Below are 20,350 nucleotides of genomic sequence, written 5' to 3'. Positions count from 1 at the left end.
TTACTCGACGCCCAGCTCGCCTGTTTCCAAATTTTTCAGGACAATCCGTCCTTGCGTCTCGGTGCTATTGGACAGCTCAAGCTTAAGCTTAGCTGTCTTTCCTTTTTCCGCCAGGGCTCTCACCTGTGCATCGCTTAATACCCGGCCAAAGCTCTCCTTCCAAATGACGAAGCCGCAGCCGCTCTTATAATTGGAGCACCCATAGCCTTTTCTTCCCATAAAGAGCGAGCCGCCGCAGCCTGGCCGTGGACATGCGGCTACAAAGCCCGGCTCCATGGTCGAAGTGGCTTTAGGGGCAGATGCCGCGCCACTTTCCGCTTTCTTGCTTGTTCGTGCTTGGCCGCTGGCTTTACTGCTTCCTTTGGCTGATTTTCGTCCGCGGGAAGCTTGACCCTCTTCTTGCTCAAACAGATGCTTGGCGGCCTGGCGCTGTTCTTTCACTTTGTCCACGATCATTGTGGCAAAACGCTTGACGTTATTCATAAACTGCTCATCCGATGCCGAACCGCGGGCAATTTCATTGAGGCGTCTCTCCCACATCCCAGTCATCTCTGGCGATGTGAGCAATTCAACACCTGCAGCACGAATCAGCTCAATGGTAGTTCTTCCTTTTTTGGTTACGACAATTCGTTTTCCCTGCATTTCTATATAGCCTACATTTTTCAGACGCTCGATCGTAGCAGCCCTGGTCGCTGGCGTTCCAAGCCCGGAATCCTTCATCGCATCGCGAACATCCTCATCCTCGATCTGCTTGCCGGCACTTTCCATAGCCTTAAGCAGTGTACCTTCAGTATAATGCTTGGGCGGCTGTGTATCCTTCTCCTTCACTATCGCCTCGCTGCATTGAACTGAGCCGTCCTTATCGATATGAAAAGGCTCCATAACCTCTTCTTCTGTTTCTTCCTCCTCTTTGCCCTCCTTGCTTTTCTTGCTTGTCCGCTTCGCTCCTTCTTTCGTCTGATCGTTGGCATAGAGCTCCTTCCAGCCAAGACTAATCCGTTCTTTAATATTCGTTTTAAATAATTCCTGTTCAATATCGGTTATAACCGTATGTAATTTATATTGGGCCGGCGGAAAAAACTGTGATAAAAACCTGCGCACGATCATATCATACAGCTTCTGCTCATCTGGCGATAATCCTTTGGCTGTACGCTTAGTCGGCAGTATCGCATGGTGGTCCTCAACCTTCGCCGGATTGCAAATCGATTTATTGCCTTTATGTACAAAGCTTCGGTCCGCCTTTTCAACCCACTGCTTATACTCTGTATATTGCAATGCAGAAAGCGCCTGATGCATTTCGGGAATATTTTGCTCTGTAACGTAATTAGAATTCGTTCTTGGATAGGAAATAACCTTATGCTTTTCATACAGCGCTTGAGCCGTATCTAACGTTTTCTTGGCGGAAAAGCCTAATTTACCGTTTGCTTCCCGCTGCAACAAGGTCAAATCATACAGCTTATACGGATACTCTTTCGTCTCCTTCATTTCATAGGACGCTATTTTGCCTGCTTTATTCTTCACCTTCGCTGCAATCGCTTCCGCTTTAGACTGCTCCGTTATTCGATCACCCTGCCAAATTCCGCTATAGGCTGTCCCAGTTTGCTGGAATTGCCCCTCAACTTCAAAAAATTTAAGTGAAGAAAAAGCCTCAATTTGAATTTGACGGTCATAAATTAAGGCAAGCACCGGCGTCTGAACACGCCCGACAGACATCAATACATTATGCTTAGTCGTAAACGCGCGCGATCCATTCATACCGATAAGCCAATCAGCTTCACTGCGAGCTCTTGCCGCCCTTGTAAGATTAGCGTGTACTGATTCATCCTTGAGCTCGTCAAAGCCTTTGCGAATCGTCTCAGGCGTAAGGTCAGAAATCCAAAGCCGCTTAACGGGCTGAACCAGCTTCAAGTGCCGTTGAATAAGCGAAAAGATATATTGCCCCTCTCGCCCGGCGTCACAGCAATTAATAAGCTGATCGCAACGCTTGGCAAGATCAGCGATAACCTTCAACTGGCTAAGCGTATTTTTATGAGGAACGAGCTTGAAGCTGCTTGGGATAATTGGCAAATCATAAATATTCCATTTCTTGTACCGGTTATCATAAGCATCAGGCTCAGCAAGACCGATCAAATGGCCGATTGCCCAAGTAATGATATATTTTTCCCCTTCAAGATGAGTACGATTGTTTTTAGCTTTCGGATCGATAGCTGCAGCAATATTGCGCCCCATATCCGGTTTTTCTGCAATAATTAATGTTTTCATTATCAATAGCTCCTTTGCGTCGAGCTAGGCCAGGAAGCTGAAACTTTCTTATTATTCATTAGTTATAAATTGAATAATTGCTCCATAGATGGACCTTACACCATCTGCCCATTTTTTATCCTCAGCATATTCACGATTAATCCAAGTAAAGGCATCTATATGTTCGGGACGTTCTTTGCTTAGTCGATTAATTGTACGCGCCGCAATTTGCGAGGATTCCGTAATATTTGTATTGTAATCCTTCCAGCTGTGAAATACGTTGAACGGGTTGTTTGCGATCTCCACTGCTCTTTTATGCGCTTTGGGCACAAACCCTTGTTCTTGGCCGGTAATTGCAAACAGCAGCGCAGGATGTATGTCAAAATCTTTAGCCGTCTGTAAAATGGCCGAAAAATACGGCTCATCCGCAAGCAGCGAGGATTTATTGACGAGATATTGCTTTAATTTTTCCGTATTGACTTTTGCGTAGCGAAGCGCGGCAGGCAGCTCATTCAGTGAACTCAGACTGGCTTCTGCTTGTACGTTGGCCTGTAATTCCGCTGCTCGATCCGCGATATGCTCTGCTTCATCACTCGCCTTCGAGCTTATCCAGCCATATATCAGCAATCCGAACACAAGCGATGCGAATAATATACTATAGGTAAAAGCCTGCTTTCTCCGCTGCTGCTTCACATAGGCGACAGCTGAAGGAAGCGGAATGACCTTCCCGCCTGCTTCAGCCGACAGCCTTTTCACGGAACGCTCCTCCGATTGTGATCCTCCTAATTGATCAGACTGCTTCACACGCCAGCTTTGCAGCGCAGCAGCAATGGAAGGCTCATTTTGATCCAGCTGCGAGCACAGCTCATCGATATCGCTGAGCTGAACCAACCGCCGCTCCTCAGCCACGCACTGTCGAAGCAATTGCTGCAGCAGATCCCTCTTCACATTCTCCTCAAAATCGGGCAGCTGCTTGTACAATATTTTTTTAACGGCATCGGCTACAATTTCTGCTCGTTTCTCGCCGGAAACAGCAGCGTATTTTTGCTGCACATATGCTCTTATTCTGCGAATATCATTACTGGATAAAATATATGCGTTCTCGGCTGTCATGAAGCTTCCTCCTTCATGTCCTATTAAACCGATAGTACCATAATTTTCTTACTCAGGGATTGGCAAATTTACAATTTGCTGCTGTAAATGTTCCTGCTCAACAAACTGGCGCAGCTGCTCTTTCTCCGAAAACGTAAATTGATATTCGCAATCACAACCCTCATCCTGCGGAATCATCTGAACGATCGTTCCGTTAGCTGCCAAGCAAATGACCAAAATTGTAAAATCAATCAAATCCTCCGGCAGAGGCGTCTCTTCTGCAAGCTCTGCGCGCAAAGTGATATCGACCCATTGCCAGTCGCGGCGCTCCAAGGCAGGATGAAGCCGCTTGAATTTCAGCTCTGTTATACGATCTGAACCGTATTGAATCATTGTTTAAGCTCCTCCCGGCCACAACGTGAATAGAAGCGCCATGCGGCGCTTCTTTGGAATTTCTTATTCCGCTTCATATAAATGCTTAATTCTTGCGTTTAAAAACCTGTGTAGTAAAATCGAATTTATTTTTTTCATCACTTGCTCTAAAATGACTTTCGGCCAGCTCCCATTCTGCCTCTGGAAGATCAGGAAAAAAAGCGTCGCCTGCCTCTACCGCTGTATGTACTTCCGTTAAAAGAACAGTATCTGCATACGGAAGCAGCTGTTTATAAATCTCAGCTCCGCCCATCACCATCAGATCAGCGGATTGCGCCAGCTCCACCGCTTCCTCCAAGTCGTGTACATATTCATATCCTTCTTTTGCGAAATCCGTTTGCCGTGTCAACACGACATTTCTGCGATTGACCAAAGGCTTTGGCAAAGACTCGCATGTTTTTCTGCCCATTAACACGGTTTTACCCGTTGTCATTTTTGTAAAATAAGCCATTTCGGCAGGCAAACGCCAAGGCAATTTATTTTCAATGCCGATCACACGATTGCGATCCATGGCAGCAATAAGCGTTATAGACATAGTATACATCCTTCCTGCGATCTAAAATCAGCTGCACCCAGCTTCAAACATGTGAAAAGATAGAGGAACTGGCGCTTTACACCGCAATCGGCGCTTTAATACTTGGATGAGGATTATACCCTTCAATCGTCAAATCTTCCATCTCGATATCAAAAATCGATTGCTTTTCCGGATTGATTTTCAACATTGGCAAATCACGCAAATCACGAGATAATTGCTCTTTGACTTGATCGATATGATTCAAATAAATATGAGCATCACCGATCGTATGCACAAATTCGCCCACTTCCAAGCCGCATTCATGCGCAATTAAATGTGTCAGCAGCGCATAAGATGGCACATTAAAGTTAATGCCCAAGAAAGAATCACCGCTGCGCTGATATAACTGGCAAGATAACTTGCCGTTTGCTACATAAAATTGAAACAACGCATGGCATGGCGGCAATGCTGCTTTACTTCCCTTTGCGCCGGCATTCACAACATCTTCCGGGTTCCATGCATTTACAATAATGCGGCGTGAGTCAGGATTACGTTTAATTTGATTAATCGCATCCTGCAGCTGATCAATTTCATTTCCTTCGGAATCTGTCCAGTGGCGCCACTGCTTGCCGTAAACATTTCCTAGCTCCCCGTATTTGGCTGCAAACTCATCATCGTTTAAAATCCGATCACAAAAAGCTTTCATTTCTTGTTCAAGCACTTGATTAAAGGCTTCATCCACTAAGCAACGACGTCCAAAATCAGTCATATCAGGACCGTTATACTCTTCAGATTCCACCCATCTTTTAAATGCCCACTCGTCCCAAATGTGATTGTTGTTTTTAAGTAAATAACGAATATTTGTATCACCTTTTATAAACCACAACAACTCACTTGCAATTAGCCGAAATGGCGTACGTTTAGTTGTAAACAACGGGAAACCTTTTGATAAATCAAATCGCATTTGATACCCAAATACACTAATTGTACCCGTACCTGTGCGATCTTCCTTTTTCACACCGTTATCTAAAATGTATTGTAAAAAATCTAAGTATGTTTGCTCCAGCTCATTAGCCAACTTAAATCCACCTCCGTATTACTTCACCTCATATATTATAGCTGAAAAATCATCTGGAGGGTAACCTTGTCTTTATTTATTCATCACGCTTTATTTTATCCCCAGATACTAGTCACCACGAGATATCCTCCAGTCAAAAGAAGAATCACGTAGGTGGTGATCCGGAATACTTGCTGACTGATCCATTTAAACAATAGCTGACCCAACAGAATACCTGCAAAAAGCGATGGCAATGCAATTAGCGACGATGTCCATATCACTTTACTCGTGCCGCTGACAGAAACCATCATGATCAAGCTGACCGAGTATGCAAATAAATAATAGGCCAAAGTCGTGCTTCTTAATACAGTTTTATCAATCCCTGCTCCTGCGAAATACAACAATAAAGGCGGCCCTGGCACACCTATGCTCGTAGTGAGCAGCCCCGATAATCCCCCGGCTATATAGTCTTTTTTACCCGTACGCTGTATAACTAGGTTTAAAATAAGCATGATCGTGACAGCTAGTATAAGTCCGCCTACAATCGCTTTTAATAATTCTACATCCAAATAAAGATAAATAAATATCCCTAAAATTAACCCTAAGCAGCTTCCTTTTATCAATTTTATTAAAAGTGATCGATCTACTTCGTTGGCTATTTTAGCAATCATAAAAACAGAAAGACAAATGGATAGAATAATATTAATCTGAATGGCCGTATGAGCCGGATAGATTAATAGTAAAAAGGGCGTTCCAACTATAGAAAAACCATATCCTGTACTGGTTTGTAGGAGTGAGGCTATAAGCACGATAATTACGAGTATGATTACATCATTCAAAATTTAAAGCACCATCTTTCTGAAACGGGAAACTTAAATGCTAACGGGCGGCATCTAGTATGACTAGTAAACCAGTCTTTGACAGTAATTTCAATAGCTTTATCAATGAAAATAATGATTAAAACCAGTTATCAATTAAATTCTCTACTGATAAATAAAATAGTTGAAATATGTGCATAAATGTTACATACAATGTTCCTACAATGAAATTAGTTTTACTTCTCCATCTTCGTGCGCTTTGGCTCATTGCTAGTAACTGTAAAAGATGCATCGGGTAACGTTTATATATGAAATTTCATACACAATACGCTGAAATATCCCAGAAAACACGATTGTATATGAATTATCATACATAACCGGTCGGGGTTACCTTCAAAAGGGCTAATGTATATGAAATTTCATATACATTACGCTGAAATATCCCGAAAAACACGATTGTATATGAATTATCATACATATCCAGTCGGGATCACTCAAAACGGCTCAATGTATGTGAAATTTCATACAGAAACGATCGACGCTTCCTGAAAACTTAAACAAATGAAAGTTAGGCTTGAATATAATTAGTGCATACACAAAGGAGAAAATAGTTAAGTACGTTAAAAAAATCAAGAAAGATTCTGCATAAAAATTCAATCAACCCAGTTAGAAAAGTTATTTACTAAAAATATCTTCCAGAATCAAACTTATTACATGCCTAGGTTCATCTTGAGGATAAAACAATAAAGTAACTATTAGAGTAATAAGTATCCAAATTATAATAAAACGAGTTTGTCTAATTCTAATCATATTAATTAAAAAGCATCCCCCCAGTGAAAGTATCAAGTTAATTATTATGGTTGAAGGAATTGAAATAATTCTCCCTAATCCCGTATGGGGATATAAATGTAATAACAACATCATAAAAGGTATATGTGGAATAAATAATAATAAAAACAACTGAATGTTGTTATTTAACTGTGTAGTTGATTTTATTAGAGCTCACCTCCCAATTTCATTAATTGAAGTTAATTCTTCGCAATTACTTAAATCTAATCATGTAACAAATACTAAACGTTAACTTCATCCCAGTTATAAATTACATATATTAGCTGACATATGATAATAACTAAATAACTAATATTAATAGAGAAACAAAATTTAAGTCTTTTTGACCTATTCAAATATTCATGATTGTCGATAATATTCAATTTAAATCTAGTCTCATTATTCTTTTGAATTCGTAATAATATACGTAATTCAACTATTCCCATTAGACTCCATATCAAGGTAAATACTAATAATAATGCATTTGCAACAGACAATAGCATGCCTGTACCTACATCTGAAGTTCTTATAAATCTAAAACACATATTAGCTATTAAAGTTATTGCGAATATACATAGCCCTATAAAACTTAATATTGGTGTATCATAGCTTCTAATGTCTTTTCCGCCTTTCAAGGAATTTCAGCAACTAACAATGAACTGTAATCAAAGGAATTATTCGTTTTCGCTTTGCCTCTTGATAAGTTCTTCAATTAATTCTTTATGCAGTGCACAAAGTCCTCCTCGGATCGGATTCATATACCCTAATTCAATTTCTATAAAATAAGTTCTATTAATTATTGAAATATCTTTTAAGTCTATATTGATCAAAAAGTCTTTTTTCATAAGATATTGTGTATTGTGTATTCTTTATTCTCTTCATTGTCTAAAAATCCAGTTTCGGAGGTCTCATGAAATTTCTCCTAGCACCAATATATTTATATTCGTAAGTGCCAAATGTGCATATAACTCATCAATTTGATAATGAGTAAATTTCAATTTCACGACAAAAAGACACGTCCCCTCTAAGGTAGTGCCTTGTCCCAACAATAAGTCCGATAGGTTAATACGACAGTCATTGCATTTGTGCAGAATACCCGTGGATTTGCGATTTTAATTTCTTATATTTTGCAGATCAAGTAATGGTGCATTTGAATTTGCTCATCACTGAACAGATTGAAAAGTTCAGCTCCGTTCCCAAAGTTAAATTTATTAACGATATCGAACTCAGTCAGCAGGTCTAAGCTGAGGTACAATGTGGCGATTCCCATCTCGGGATAGATGCATCTCACGAGAAAAAATATATCCTCCGAAGATAGTTGGTCTTTCTTCATGCTCCAGCAAAATCCGAATAGTCGCTTTCCTTTGTGCCGTCATCCTATACCCTTTTTTTCAAACATCTCATTCATTTTATCGATTCGCTTCTGAGATCCGGATGATTCCCTTGATCCCTATCTGCCAAATTGCGCCTGATGCAAACGGGAATATACGCCGCCTGCGACTACGAGTTCTTCATGATGTCCCTGTTCAGTAATACCATCTTCGGTGACGACCACAATGCGATCCGCATCCTTGATCGTAGCCAGACGATGGGCGATGACTAGCGTTGTCCGCCCCTTCGACAACTCCGCTAACGATTGCTGAATCGCCATCTCTGTCTCCGTATCCAGTGCCGAGGTCGCCTCATCAAGAATGAGTATCGGCGGATTTTTCAAAAACATCCGTGCAATCGCCAGACGCTGCTTCTGTCCGCCTGACAGTTTTACACCTCGTTCTCCAATAACCGTTTCTAGCCCTAGCTCCTGCGTACGGACAAAGGATTCGAGATGCGCCCGACGCACCGCTTCCCACACCTCCTCTTCACTCGCTTCAAGCTTGCCATACAAAATGTTTTCGCGAATTGTCCCCGCAAACAAAAATACATCCTGTTGCACAATACCGATCTGTTTGCGCAGTGAGCTCTGCGTCACCTTGCGGATATCTACTCCATCGATGCGGATGGCTCCGCTCTCTATTTCGTAGAAACGCGGCAGTAAGCTGCACAGCGTCGTCTTACCTGCTCCAGACGGGCCAACAAAGGCAACAGTCTCTCCTTTGCGAATTGTGAGATCCACCTGATGCAAAACTTGCCGTTCACCTTCATAACCGAATGATATACGGTCGAAAACAATATCTCTTTGGATTGCACCGAGTTCTGTTGCATCTGGATCATCCGCCACATCCGGCTCCGTATCCATCAGTTCCACATAACGCTTAAAGCCAGCGAAGCCTTGTGGATAGCTTTCGACAATCGCATTGATCTTCTCAATCGGACGAAAGAACACATTCGTTAGCAACAAAAAGCCGACAAAATCACCGTAGCTCAGCTGGTTTTGAATGACAAACCACGTCCCGCATACCATTACAAACAACGTCACAAATCGCATCATCATATAGCTGATAGCACCGTTTTTCGCAATCAGCTTGTACGATAACAGCTTCGTTTGACGAAAGCGGTTATTGTTGACGGCAAACGAAGCTTCTTCATGCGCTTCATTAGAGAACGCTTTAACTACACGAATACCGCCCACATTATCTTCAATCCGAGCATTGAAATCACCGATGTCGCGATACAGCTGATGAATAGCTTTCGTCATTTTTCCATTGAAATAAACCACGACCCAAATGATCGCGGGTACTACAATAAAGGTTAGCACGGCTAACTTCCAATTGATTAGCAGCATCAGTATAAAGGAACCTAGCAGCGTCATCACAGCGATGAATAAATCCTCCGGTCCGTGATGCGCCATCTCGCCAATCATATTCATATCATTGGTCAGTCGGCCAATCAGATGCCCAGTCTTCGTATTATCAAAAAAACGAAATGACAGCTTTTGGATATGGGCAAACAGCTTGCGACGCATATCCGTTTCAATATTAATACCGAGCATATGTCCCCAGTAATTGACGATATACATGAGACCTGTATTCAAAAAATAAAGAGCAATCAGTCCCACAGAAGCCCAAACAATTAAATCCCACTTGCTCCCCGGCAGCAAATCATCAATGAATACTTTCACCGCCATCGGGAACGCCAGCTCCAGCAGCCCGGCGAGTATGGCACATCCAAAATCAAGCATAAACAACCCTTTATAGGGTTGATAATAACTGAAAAACCTACGAATCATCTTGTCCTCCTGCAACGAATGTTTTGCACATCATTTTGATCATTAAGAGTTTATATAATGAAAATGATTATCATTACTATTACTTTAACATATAATGACATATTCTCATATAGCTCAGTTTAAAAGTTCGAGAATAAATATCCTTGCCCAATCCAGTTTTCAGTTTGAACACCTAGTAACTCAAAATCACCTTTTGTATATTCCTCTATTACCTTTTTCCAAAAATACTTTGAAGGATCATTATTTCCATGTTGAAGCACTTCCCAATTGCCTTTAAATTTGTCGAAAATCTGCCTGGCTGCTTCCTCGCCAATTCCTTTACGACGATATTTACGCATTACAAAAAATTCAGCGATAGATTTAACTGGATCACTTTTTTGCAGGTTGCTATAAGAATTTACTAAAACGAAACCTGCGTAACTGCCGTCGACCACTACGAAAAACGGATGGCGATCAGTGTCTGTCCAGTAATGATCCAAATATTTATATCCATACAAGCCAAACTCGTTTACATCCCGATCATTGAACTCACTAAAATCATATTCGTATAGCTCAATTAAATGGGCTAAAATTGATTTTTGCTTTTCGTCAACTTCGATGACTTCTATTTTCCGCATAATTTAGTTCCTCTCTGCTAGTGAAGTATTAACATACACCTATTAATTATCTGAATTTCTTGTTAAATTCTTCAATATTACCGTTAAAAACATTAATATCAACATACATATTTATACCATCAATTCTTCCTCTATTGTTATATTGCCAAAATATCCATTTACGTTCGCCAAGCGTTGGAAATTTGATAATATCGCGAATCCATATATCAAAGTCTATAAATTCATCTTTAATGTAAGTATTGTATGTACTGTATGTGACATAAAGGATTGGCTTCTTTTCATAATAGTTTTCGAGTAAATGAGCTAAAGTTTGTATCTCATCCCTTACTTTTTTCGGGTCATGCTTGAGGTGAATTTCAATATCAATAACTGGCGGTAGGCTGTCAGTTTCATTTGGAACAATATTAATAAAATTTTCTGCTTGTTTTTCAGCAGAACTTCTCATTGAAAAAAAATGATATGCCCCAGTTAATATCCCTTGTTTCTTCGCTTCCTTCCAATTATAATCAAATTTTTTATCAATAAAGTCATTTCCTTCCGTAGCTTTTATAAATACAAATTGATACTCATTTTCCTTTACGACCTCTGACCAGTTAATGTCACCTTGATAATGTGAAACATCAAGTCCTTTAACTTCATATTTCTTTGCAAAAAATGAATTATGCCAAATGATGCCTTTATATTCTAAAAACGCTAATGTAATAATTACTAGAAGTGCTATTACTATTATGTTACGTATTTTTTTCATTCGATCTCCTTCATATTTCGTTTTACTATGATTTCGTAGTATACATCTATTAACCTCCAAGGGGATTTTGATCTCCCCATTGCTCCTTACAAATTGTTTCTGATTATTTCAATTAACTCTTGCTTCTCTTTATCAGGTATCCATTCGCCAAGGAAAAACCCAATAAATACTTATTATATGATTTTTTCGTAAACAGCTACTCCCTTAATTTCTTTGTAAAGTACAACACAATATCATCATCTATAACAACATTATCCCCGTAGTTAATATACCGATGACCATTATGTAATCCCTTTCCATCCGGAATATATCCGCGCCTTACATATATGACTTGAGCTACCCCATAATCTGAAAAAACACCCACACCAATCCCAGCAATTGATGACTTTCGACTTATTACTTCCTCAGCTTTATCCATTAATTGTGAACCGATGCCCAATCCTCGATATTTAATTAAAACGTTAAAATCACTAATTTCTGGTATGTTCTGTTCCCTAAATGAAGGGTAATGAGAGTTCCAGATTACATTTAAATAGCCAACAAATACTCCATTAATTTCGGCTATTATTGTAACTCTCTCCCCGTTTTTCTGTTCATTTATATATCTTTTATATTGAGCAACTGGCTTGTCCCAACCTTGTTCTTTAAATGCATTTGAGATAGTAATTGGATCATTCTCATTTATTTCTCTTAGCAATAAATTCATATTGATCCCACTTTCTTTTAAGGATTTTCATGAAAGATTACTTTCTAACTTATGTTTTTGAATTTCTATATACTCATAAACCGCATCGATTTCTTGCTCATAATTGTAGTTTATTTCAAAAAACTTCTCTCCGGCTTCCAAGCATTCCATTCTAAATTTATTATTTTCCTCCATGTATTCTCTTATTGTGTTTTCCGAATCATTTTCAATACTTCCACATATTTAAACATATTTATTAATAACTTCATTACTCCAGATTTGTACTTCAATATATCTTTCGGGCCCATATGTCCCTTCCTTATTCCACTCTTGTGGTAATCCATATTTCTCTATCAATTTCATTATTTCTTCCTTTGTATATACTTGTTCTCGGTATTCTTTCCCGTCTTGATATCGCATAGTCGGAAAAAGATCCCCATACGTAAAACTTATATTATCTTCTTTAAATTCAGCTAATGATATTTTGACCTCTTTTCCATCTCTATACCACTCTTTAATCCAACCACATTCGCCCAATGTCATATAATGCGGATACATTTTTTTAGGATTCCCACCCTTAGCAATAAACGCCTCTCTCGCTTTATTCTCTAATCCCTTCCTTATTTTTATATAATCCAATGATCGCTTGCTTGCAAAAGTGTCTCCATTGTATCTTATCTTTTGTAAAATCTGTTCTGCTTCATCTATTTCTAAAGCTGATAAGCTCTTAAAAGGTCCTTGATTTCTTTCATAATAATGATAAAGGTCAAATTTCATCATCATATCTTCCTTTGGTTTCTTTTTTCGAAGATTTCACCTGAAGTTCTTTGATTCGACTTCTATATTATTGTTAACTCTTTTTCGCTATTCTACCACGTTATACCATTAAGATGAAGAACGATCGTTCGGATTAATATAAGTCTTTCTTAGGTTTTTAAATCCCGTAATTTCATGTAACGGTCTTGTATTTATGAACTTGCGTTAGCGGGTCACTTCTTCCATCTGTTTTCACCTTTTGTTCAATATGGAATTACGACAAAAAGACACGTACCCTTTTAGGTAGTGCCTTGTCCTAACAGTAAGTTCGATAGATCAACACGGCGGTTATTGCACTCGTGTGTATAACCCTTTGCTTTGCGTCCTAATCTTTCGTTTACGCATCTTCCTCCGCCACGCTGTGCACTTTATTCCTTTCCTTGAACTTGGCACTATTGATTGCCGACACTGCATCAGTAAACGCTCCTGCGATCAGTTGAATAAGGGATTAATACATTTCTGAGGGGAACAAATATTAGAGTGTTGTATAATGGGAATACCATCTTGGATATACTCTCAAATTAGCTTCTTTCTATTCAATTCGCTTTGATCATGCAAATAAATTCTATATCTGTGCCATTAACTTTGCTTAAGAATTTACCTTTCTGTACAAATCCGTTTTCGACATAAACCTTTATCGCTCTCTGATTAAAACTTGCTACAACCAATCGGAATTTCCTTATATCTAATTGTTGCTTTAAGTAATCAATGCCTTCTTTAACAAATACTCTTCCTAATCCCTTTCCAGTCTTGGATGGTTCAAGTCCTAGACCAATATCCAACATATCTTCCTTTTCATAAATACCTGCAGCGTATCCTCCTGGAACCCTTGCAGAGTTACCAAAACAGAAGTAGCCAATTAAAATTTCCACATCGTTAAAAGCACAAAAGTAATCGCCGTTCAGCAGTTCATCTATAATTTCAGCATCGGTTTCGAAATCATAAAAATTGTATGGTTCCTGATACTTCCATGTTGATATTATTTCTGCGTGTAACTGAGTCATTGGTTTAAAAGTAAAGATCATAATAATTGTTCCTTTTTTGTTTTTTTATGGTTTACTGTTATGATTCCTCTCCCGCAATTTTTGGTTTATATCGTCCAAAGATCTTTGCATCTCTTCCATTCTTTTTAGTCCTGAATATTGATTACCAATGAGACCCGCTAATCCAATGATCAAAATTAGAACTATTAAAATACTCATTTATTAAAGTCCCCCAACTTTCTTTTAGTTTTACAACGATTTCAATAGATTGAATTTCAGACATCATCGCTCCTCAAAATAATCATTAGTTTATTAATTCTATTTCTCGTCTCGAAATTGATGGTCATTAATTTTTTTTTTACGTTTTACTAACCAATCTATTACCAATCCTAGTAAGATCCAGAAAGCTAAATGCAGTACATAAATTAACGGTTTAAAAAGCTGTGTCGTATCCGGATTTGTATTAATATCAGTTAGCCAATCAACCAATAACATATTTATCGGGTTGGTAAGAAAAATCAAAATGTTCTTATCATCATTCCCAGACAAATTTAGAAAACAGATCAATAATGAAAATATACACAACCAGAACGTAAACTTTTTCATTAAAGTAGTCATTTCTGCGTCTCCCCCTGGATTAAAATCATTCAATATAGGTTTCCATAGCATTCTTTTTTAAATTGTTTCTGAAACAATGTTACAAATTCTATTCTCTTATCAAATATTTCCTTAGATAATTCGAAGTTTAATGATTCTTTTGATGCTCTTATGTATTCCAAATTCTCAGTACTATTCCATAAGCGTATCGCATCAAATACGTTCTCTTCCTTGTGTGCGCTGTACATAAACTTCAACCATACCTCTAGTGTTCCAAAATGGTCCAAAATATCTGCATCTTGTATAATTTTTATATGGAAGGGCAAATCTTCACGATTTCTAGAGTTATGAAATTCAATGATTTCTGATATTTCACCAAGCTCTTTTTCTGAACATTCTTCATATAATATTGTTTTAATTAATTGAGCTCCGGTCTTATGGTGTGGTTCAATTCCTTTTGTTACATCATGAAATAAAGCCCCCACAAAAATAACATCGTCTTTTGATGCGTCACTAGAACATAATGACTTCCTTAAATTTATCCTCCCATCTGGATAAGTATGTATTAATTCGGCCATTAAAATCGCGGTAACATCTATTCTGCTTTCTTCTTTTATCAAAAATCCAAGCTATAATCTACATACAATAATCTCAATCGGTAATTGTTTAAATTCTTCCTTTAAAATTTCCTTTACCCGACCCCATTGCAGCTTATCCAGGCCGCATCCAATTTCCGGCATAGCAAGTTTACTTATTGATTCACATATACATATCTCTTTCATTGAGCTTACTGCAGCTGTTAAGGTTTCATATGTTGGTTTATGCCAGTATTTGCTCTTCGTTATCAAATTAATTATTCTATCTACCTTATAGCATTTTCCAACTTCCAGTTCATTTCTTAACGCTTTCTCTTGCAGTGAAGACAGTTTAAACTTCTTTCGAAATAGAACTGCTATTCTCGCTCCCATTTTAGCATCAGCAGAAATACAATGAGCTAAACAATACTCGTCTGGCATAGTAAATAAATCTCTCTTAATTTCTACTAATTCCATTGATTTCACTCCAATTAATTTGTTACTTCTTACTCATTTTGTTTTTGCTTTGACAGGTTATCTTTTATTTACCAGCAATAAAAGACTAGAAGTTAATCATTGCCCCCCGTTCATCAAACACCGCTGTTGGATTCCAAGCTACTTCCCATGCATTGCCTTCAGGGTCTAAAAAGTAAGAGATTCTGCCTCCCCAAGAAGCATCGCTTGCTTCTCTAATAATTTTCCCGCCTGATGCACGTACTTCCTCAGTAATAAGATCGACTTGATCTGGTTCATCTGTATTAATAGCGAATGTAATTCCTTTAAACCCATCTTCCATCTGAACTTCTTCTAAACCACAATCTTTTAACAGTTCTTCGATTGGAAACAATGATAATAATACACCTGCTGTTTTAAACACACAGTATTGATCTGAGCTTATTTCCGTCTCGCTCCAGCCAAGCTTCTGATAAAATTTTCTTAACTCCGGCAGATTCTTAGCTCCTATAGTGATTAAACTTACTCTATTCGGTACCATTCGTTTACCTCCATTTTTTTATTGACCACTAATAAAATTGCTTCCATTCATCGCCTGCTTGCACTTCTACGCCGAACCCTCTTAGCTCACTTATATGAAGATCATAAAGCTCACTTAAACGACCAGTTCCTTCCATATATTTCCCATCAAACTGAGCACGAAATGATACTTTATCATGAGGGGCTATAGAAAATGTCTGCTCTTCAAAGTCAATTGCATTATTCTCAAAAATAGGTTTAACTGCTATTCTCTCTTCTTTTCCATAATTAAAAAATGTAAATTTACAATTAGCGCTTACAGTTCTTTCTTCCCAATTGAAACTGCAGGCGCTATCTTTTTTATTATAATCAATTGAATAAATCCCGGTTGTATTTTTCTTTAACATAAAGGTCATCTTCTCACTGACGATCGGAAAAAGTAAAATAAACGCGATGCAGCTTAAAATTATTCTGCTTAAGATTTTCGGAAATGTTGGACGGTATAATTTAACTGTTCTTGATATGCCAAAGATTAGCAGACTCAAAAATACTAGTAAGGATAGATGAAATCCAGATTGATTATTTTCTGTCCACACCGGTATACCCATGGATTGAAATAATTTATCACCATAGGACTCATTCAAGTGATTGTTGGGCAGCATAAATAAAGATATTAATATGATCAACATATAAACAATGCCTTTTCTTTTCAAAAACTCCACTCCTCACGAACTTCATCCCCTTATTATACAACATTTACCACATTTGAATGTTTCTTTTTCAAATTGTATATAAAAAAAGACACCCCCTTTTTCGGTCAGTGTCCAACTATTGGTTACAAAAACTTATACTTTTTTATATTTTAAATTAAGCTTCTTCTTGAATCGCCTCCATAATAAGCCCTTTCAGTGACTTTGTGGTGCAACCTGCTGCCGGTCTGATTATTCGATATACTTTTGTTTTGCTGGCCAAGTCAACAGCAGCAGCGAAATGCCACCGTGTCAGGCCGAAATATGGAATAAGAAAAGAACGATAAGTGTTGTTCATCAGTATTGAAATACTTTCAAGACCGCCATTTGCAGAAATATGAATTGTCTCAGCTTGCTCGTCTTTGACTAGCTCAAATACACCGCCTATTGGCATAGGATCACTACAGAATTGAGCATGAACGGGTACAGCATATTTTTGATCATACAAAATTTGGCTGCATGATGAATCCTTACCCAGTATATCGAAACTTGCTTGCCAAAGTTTCTGCTGCGGATATGCAGGGTATATGAATGGTATGTTCATAGAATCCGAGCTGGCAGATAAAGCAACGACATCGTCGCTTAAAAGTGGACACCCATGTTCAAGAAAAGCGGCTGCTGTCGTTGATTTCCCTGCTCCTGAATCACCTACAAATGCATAGGCTTTTCCGTTGATTGCAATTGCGCTTCCATGCAAGGGCAGTGTCCTTCGCTGCATCAAGAGTGCCCCCATACACGTTCCGAGCAAGTAAAGTCGAATAAGCTTCTCGTTCGCTCCAAGATGAGGGCTTATAATAATTTCCCTACCTTCCCGAACACAAAATATCGCTGCGTCTGGAACATAGAGATAAAACTCTCTGTCATTAAACCCATAATGACCTGTTAGATCCCCATGCTGCTTCCAGTCATTTTTCAAATCTCCCTGACGGATCGTCACATCTGCAGTCTTCGGTTGTGCCAATGTGGGGAGAAGCTCTTGAAGCTCAATTTCACTTTGAAGAGTTAGTCCAAAAACGCTGTACATCATATCAACAGACTTGGATATCAACATATGTTTAATCTGCCTCTCCCTCATTCAATATGATAAGCCTAAAATCCGAAAGAAGCCCTTATACTCGGGATAGTATACGGGCTTTACTTCCAAAAAGCTTTATTTCATATAACAACTAAGATGGATCAAGAAATGCGTCACACTTGATTGCGTTATTATGTCCGTCATTGTTCGCGTCTGGATTGCACCAATTCGGTCCTCCCATTGTCATCTGTACCGATAACTCTTCCAACGTTGGCTGCTGCCACTCTCGCTTCACTTGCTTTGTCATATAGATTCACCTCCTTTCACATAAATCGGTTTTAAGATATTTGCTGTAAAAAGCGATAAGCTATCAAGCTGCGCATCAGTAATCGGGCATTATGATCAAAAGCATATTCCAGCTTTGGCTTCGTCCCTAGCTTTTCAAGTGATTGCTTGATTTGAGGAACATTTAAATAGTACGAAGCATTAGAGTCCTGGCAAAGCTTATGCAATTGATCCCTAAAGTCTCCCCAATCCGGCAGCATCCGATATATCCAATCCGCTCCTTGTACGCCCCTTGCATGAATATTCATTCTCACCATATCGGGCAAGTAACCTTCTGTCGATCTTCGTATAAGGGAGCGATCGATCCCATTTTGAATATATTGCTCGTGTGGCAAAGATAAGCAGAAGCGAATAACTCTTGGATCACTGGTTGGATCACGCTCACTGACTGCATAAGGCAATGATAGCTTCGTCGTTGATGTTCCAATATGGTTAGATACCGAGAATCGTTGAAATTGATTATTTCTTGCAGTGACCTCATCTGGGGCGTAAGCTGTGAGACCGACATAATGAGACTTAAGCTTTTCCATTACCTTTGTTCGAGCGGCAAAGTCGGGATGAATGACCAGCGGGATATCCGTCTTCCTCTTTGCAAGTGCCGATCTTATCAAGTGGGCATACGCTTGCTTGACAATAATCGGGATCACATCAGATTTTCCTGCTCGCATCACCCGTGTATAATGATTCAGCTCTTGAAAAACATTCGCCCAACGAAAAGTACGCAATAGCCTTGCGTAATAATCAATGGGATCTCCCCATGAAATGGTATAGTTGCCTCGGCTCCCATTGAGCATAACGCCTACATCCTGTTCTTGGGACCGCTCCAGCATACCCGTTAGCCAAAATGAGTTTTCGAAAAACTTATAGGGTCCCTCCATCAACTCCAGCATAGTATCCATCTCATTAATCGCATTACGTCCTTCAAAATCTAAGTAGTTTTCTTCAATGTTGCCAATGTGGCGGGCTGCTGCTTGGATGTAGGGAGTTTCATTGGCAATTAATCTTCTCGGTGTCCAATCTTCAAAATTCGCTGCTGGAGTATAGCTAAAGGCATGCAGTACCTTACCTTGCCGAAGAAGCGATTTCGCCGCGAAGCTTGCAACGGCGCCTGAATCCAGCCCTCCGCTTAATCTTACGCCAACTTGGCGATGCGTTCGCAGCTTCGATTGAACGGCTATTTGAAAGACCTCTCTAAAGGCATCCACGTAATCGCCATTCGACCTTAGCTTAAGCATAGGGGACGTTACTGCCACTTCATCGTATTGCTCGATCGTGACAACGCCCTTAACTACTGTAAAGGAATGAGCGGGAGGCAGCTGCTTAATATCTTCATATACCGTGGAGTGAACATCGACTGTATCAAACATCATAGGAATGGCCAAAAATTCGGCAAACCATGATTCATTAAGCTTTTTGTGTATACCTGGTACTGCAAACAAAGGATTAATGACTGTACAGAAAGAAAAGCTTGTCGACGAATGATGATAATACAATGTTCGCCTGCCTAGCAGGTCACGTGCACCGAAAAGCTGATGACGGCGTTTATCCCAGATCACAAAGGCGTAATCGCCTATCAAATGCAATGGAGCACTTCTCCCCCATTTTATATAGGCAGCGAGAATAAGTTCAGAGTCCGTTATTGTTTTCCTCGCGCTATAATCAATTTCCAGCTGATCGCATAGCTGCTTCCTATTATCAATTATGGCATCAGCAGTAATGAGAAGCTCTCTGTTTGCATCATAACGTGGAAGACCTTCGTTGATGGATTCTGGAGTAACCCATTGTGCATGACAACCCATTGACAGCCAATCACCGCGCCAAATATTCGCTTCGTCTGCCGGATATTTCTGGAGGGCTTTCATCATTTGCACGATAGTTTCTCTAGAAGAATATTCATCGTTCAAGTTAAGGATACCAGCAATCGCACTCAACATCTCGCCTCCCTCTATGACGATAGTTTTGTTCTTTAATAAGAACAAATAAATATGATCAGATTGTATCACACCTTTACTCTTTTGTAACTATAATTCCTTTTGTTCTAAAGGTTTTAAATCTTTTTTATAAATATTCAAATTTCGAAAAAGATAATCTTATTCTTTT

21 protein-coding genes are annotated in these 20,350 nt (G+C 39.1%); all 21 read right to left on the bottom strand.

The features are described from left to right. The 21 genes from ACRRU2_RS03510 to ACRRU2_RS03410 all read right to left on the bottom strand — a co-directional run bounded on the left by ACRRU2_RS03510 (position 1) and on the right by ACRRU2_RS03410 (position 20,184). Positions 1–2,262, bottom strand: coding sequence for a DNA topoisomerase 3 (locus tag ACRRU2_RS03510; protein WP_432499952.1), 2,262 nt, complete (start codon positions 2,260–2,262; stop codon positions 1–3). Between the two features lie 51 nt (positions 2,263–2,313). Then, positions 2,314–3,354, bottom strand: coding sequence for a hypothetical protein (locus ACRRU2_RS03505; RefSeq protein ID WP_432499951.1), 1,041 nt, complete (start codon positions 3,352–3,354; stop codon positions 2,314–2,316). Positions 3,355–3,402: 48 nt separating this feature from the next. Further along, positions 3,403–3,726 (bottom strand): hypothetical protein, encoded by a 324-nt coding sequence (locus tag ACRRU2_RS03500; RefSeq protein WP_331699550.1) that lies wholly within the window; start codon positions 3,724–3,726, stop codon positions 3,403–3,405. Between the two features lie 85 nt (positions 3,727–3,811). After that, positions 3,812–4,300: a dihydrofolate reductase gene (locus tag ACRRU2_RS03495; RefSeq protein ID WP_331699551.1), complete on the bottom strand. Its 489-nt coding sequence runs from the start codon at positions 4,298–4,300 to the stop codon at positions 3,812–3,814. A gap of 76 nt (positions 4,301–4,376) precedes the next feature. Beyond that, positions 4,377–5,357 (bottom strand): thymidylate synthase, encoded by a 981-nt coding sequence (locus ACRRU2_RS03490; RefSeq protein WP_432499950.1) that lies wholly within the window; start codon positions 5,355–5,357, stop codon positions 4,377–4,379. Between the two features lie 95 nt (positions 5,358–5,452). Then, positions 5,453–6,175 carry a sulfite exporter TauE/SafE family protein gene (locus ACRRU2_RS03485; RefSeq protein ID WP_331699552.1) on the bottom strand — a complete coding sequence of 241 codons (723 nt, stop codon included), beginning with the start codon at positions 6,173–6,175 and terminating at the stop codon, positions 5,453–5,455. Positions 6,176–8,102: 1,927 nt separating this feature from the next. Then, positions 8,103–8,315, bottom strand: a complete 213-nt coding sequence (locus ACRRU2_RS03480) for a transcriptional repressor (RefSeq protein ID WP_331699554.1) — start codon at positions 8,313–8,315, stop codon at positions 8,103–8,105. Positions 8,316–8,432: 117 nt separating this feature from the next. After that, entirely contained in the window at positions 8,433–10,148 is a 1,716-nt protein-coding gene (locus ACRRU2_RS03475; protein ID WP_432499949.1) for an ABC transporter ATP-binding protein, read from the bottom strand. Between the two features lie 119 nt (positions 10,149–10,267). Next, on the bottom strand, positions 10,268–10,765 hold the full coding sequence (locus ACRRU2_RS03470; protein ID WP_331699556.1) for a GNAT family N-acetyltransferase: 498 nt from the start codon (positions 10,763–10,765) through the stop codon (positions 10,268–10,270). 46 nt (positions 10,766–10,811) lie between these two features. Beyond that, complete coding sequence (locus tag ACRRU2_RS03465) at positions 10,812–11,513, bottom strand: GH25 family lysozyme (protein WP_432499947.1); 702 nt, start codon at positions 11,511–11,513, stop codon at positions 10,812–10,814. 196 nt (positions 11,514–11,709) lie between these two features. Next, on the bottom strand, positions 11,710–12,219 hold the full coding sequence (locus ACRRU2_RS03460) for a GNAT family N-acetyltransferase (protein ID WP_331699558.1): 510 nt from the start codon (positions 12,217–12,219) through the stop codon (positions 11,710–11,712). Positions 12,220–12,246: 27 nt separating this feature from the next. Next, the gene (locus ACRRU2_RS03455; RefSeq protein ID WP_331699559.1) at positions 12,247–12,393 is read right to left on the bottom strand and encodes a hypothetical protein; all 147 of its coding nucleotides are present in this window, start codon (positions 12,391–12,393) and stop codon (positions 12,247–12,249) included. A gap of 48 nt (positions 12,394–12,441) precedes the next feature. Further along, on the bottom strand, positions 12,442–12,981 hold the full coding sequence (locus tag ACRRU2_RS03450) for a hypothetical protein (protein WP_432499946.1): 540 nt from the start codon (positions 12,979–12,981) through the stop codon (positions 12,442–12,444). A gap of 569 nt (positions 12,982–13,550) precedes the next feature. Then, the gene (locus ACRRU2_RS03445) at positions 13,551–14,039 is read right to left on the bottom strand and encodes a GNAT family N-acetyltransferase (protein WP_432499944.1); all 489 of its coding nucleotides are present in this window, start codon (positions 14,037–14,039) and stop codon (positions 13,551–13,553) included. A 605-nt stretch (positions 14,040–14,644) separates the two neighbouring features. Beyond that, entirely contained in the window at positions 14,645–15,214 is a 570-nt protein-coding gene (locus ACRRU2_RS03440) for an HD domain-containing protein (RefSeq protein ID WP_432499943.1), read from the bottom strand. A gap of 9 nt (positions 15,215–15,223) precedes the next feature. Next, positions 15,224–15,646 (bottom strand): macro domain-containing protein, encoded by a 423-nt coding sequence (locus tag ACRRU2_RS03435; protein WP_432499942.1) that lies wholly within the window; start codon positions 15,644–15,646, stop codon positions 15,224–15,226. A gap of 85 nt (positions 15,647–15,731) precedes the next feature. Beyond that, positions 15,732–16,163, bottom strand: coding sequence for a VOC family protein (locus ACRRU2_RS03430; protein WP_432499941.1), 432 nt, complete (start codon positions 16,161–16,163; stop codon positions 15,732–15,734). 28 nt (positions 16,164–16,191) lie between these two features. Next, a complete protein-coding gene (locus tag ACRRU2_RS03425) occupies positions 16,192–16,854 on the bottom strand; it encodes a hypothetical protein (RefSeq protein WP_331699567.1) in 663 nt (220 codons plus the stop codon). Between the two features lie 154 nt (positions 16,855–17,008). Continuing rightward, positions 17,009–17,941 carry an aldolase gene (locus ACRRU2_RS03420; protein WP_432499940.1) on the bottom strand — a complete coding sequence of 311 codons (933 nt, stop codon included), beginning with the start codon at positions 17,939–17,941 and terminating at the stop codon, positions 17,009–17,011. 115 nt (positions 17,942–18,056) lie between these two features. Continuing rightward, complete coding sequence (locus ACRRU2_RS03415) at positions 18,057–18,212, bottom strand: paeninodin family lasso peptide (RefSeq protein WP_432499939.1); 156 nt, start codon at positions 18,210–18,212, stop codon at positions 18,057–18,059. A gap of 31 nt (positions 18,213–18,243) precedes the next feature. Continuing rightward, a complete protein-coding gene (locus ACRRU2_RS03410) occupies positions 18,244–20,184 on the bottom strand; it encodes an asparagine synthase-related protein (RefSeq protein ID WP_432499938.1) in 1,941 nt (646 codons plus the stop codon). Between the last annotated feature and the right edge of the window lie 166 nt (positions 20,185–20,350).

Source organism: Paenibacillus sp. GXUN7292 (assembly GCF_050864975.1).
GTDB lineage: Bacteria > Bacillota > Bacilli > Paenibacillales > Paenibacillaceae > Pristimantibacillus.
This window is presented reverse-complemented; position numbering and strand designations above follow the sequence as displayed.

What these genes read in the sequence shown, in the direction of transcription:
- ACRRU2_RS03510 (WP_432499952.1), bottom strand. Translation starts at nt 2,262, where the DNA reads ATGAAAACATTAATTATTGCAGAAAAACCGGATATGGGGCGCAATATT.
- ACRRU2_RS03505 (WP_432499951.1), bottom strand. Translation starts at nt 3,354, where the DNA reads ATGACAGCCGAGAACGCATATATTTTATCCAGTAATGATATTCGCAGA.
- ACRRU2_RS03500 (WP_331699550.1), bottom strand. Translation starts at nt 3,726, where the DNA reads ATGATTCAATACGGTTCAGATCGTATAACAGAGCTGAAATTCAAGCGG.
- ACRRU2_RS03495 (WP_331699551.1), bottom strand. Translation starts at nt 4,300, where the DNA reads ATGTCTATAACGCTTATTGCTGCCATGGATCGCAATCGTGTGATCGGC.
- ACRRU2_RS03480 (WP_331699554.1), bottom strand. Translation starts at nt 8,315, where the DNA reads ATGAAGAAAGACCAACTATCTTCGGAGGATATATTTTTTCTCGTGAGA.
- ACRRU2_RS03475 (WP_432499949.1), bottom strand. Translation starts at nt 10,148, where the DNA reads ATGATTCGTAGGTTTTTCAGTTATTATCAACCCTATAAAGGGTTGTTT.
- ACRRU2_RS03470 (WP_331699556.1), bottom strand. Translation starts at nt 10,765, where the DNA reads ATGCGGAAAATAGAAGTCATCGAAGTTGACGAAAAGCAAAAATCAATT.
- ACRRU2_RS03465 (WP_432499947.1), bottom strand. Translation starts at nt 11,513, where the DNA reads ATGAAAAAAATACGTAACATAATAGTAATAGCACTTCTAGTAATTATT.
- ACRRU2_RS03460 (WP_331699558.1), bottom strand. Translation starts at nt 12,219, where the DNA reads ATGAATTTATTGCTAAGAGAAATAAATGAGAATGATCCAATTACTATC.
- ACRRU2_RS03455 (WP_331699559.1), bottom strand. Translation starts at nt 12,393, where the DNA reads ATGGAGGAAAATAATAAATTTAGAATGGAATGCTTGGAAGCCGGAGAG.
- ACRRU2_RS03450 (WP_432499946.1), bottom strand. Translation starts at nt 12,981, where the DNA reads ATGATGATGAAATTTGACCTTTATCATTATTATGAAAGAAATCAAGGA.
- ACRRU2_RS03445 (WP_432499944.1), bottom strand. Translation starts at nt 14,039, where the DNA reads ATGATCTTTACTTTTAAACCAATGACTCAGTTACACGCAGAAATAATA.
- ACRRU2_RS03435 (WP_432499942.1), bottom strand. Translation starts at nt 15,646, where the DNA reads ATGGAATTAGTAGAAATTAAGAGAGATTTATTTACTATGCCAGACGAG.
- ACRRU2_RS03430 (WP_432499941.1), bottom strand. Translation starts at nt 16,163, where the DNA reads ATGGTACCGAATAGAGTAAGTTTAATCACTATAGGAGCTAAGAATCTG.
- ACRRU2_RS03420 (WP_432499940.1), bottom strand. Translation starts at nt 17,941, where the DNA reads ATGTTGATATCCAAGTCTGTTGATATGATGTACAGCGTTTTTGGACTA.
- ACRRU2_RS03415 (WP_432499939.1), bottom strand. Translation starts at nt 18,212, where the DNA reads ATGACAAAGCAAGTGAAGCGAGAGTGGCAGCAGCCAACGTTGGAAGAG.
- ACRRU2_RS03410 (WP_432499938.1), bottom strand. Translation starts at nt 20,184, where the DNA reads ATGTTGAGTGCGATTGCTGGTATCCTTAACTTGAACGATGAATATTCT.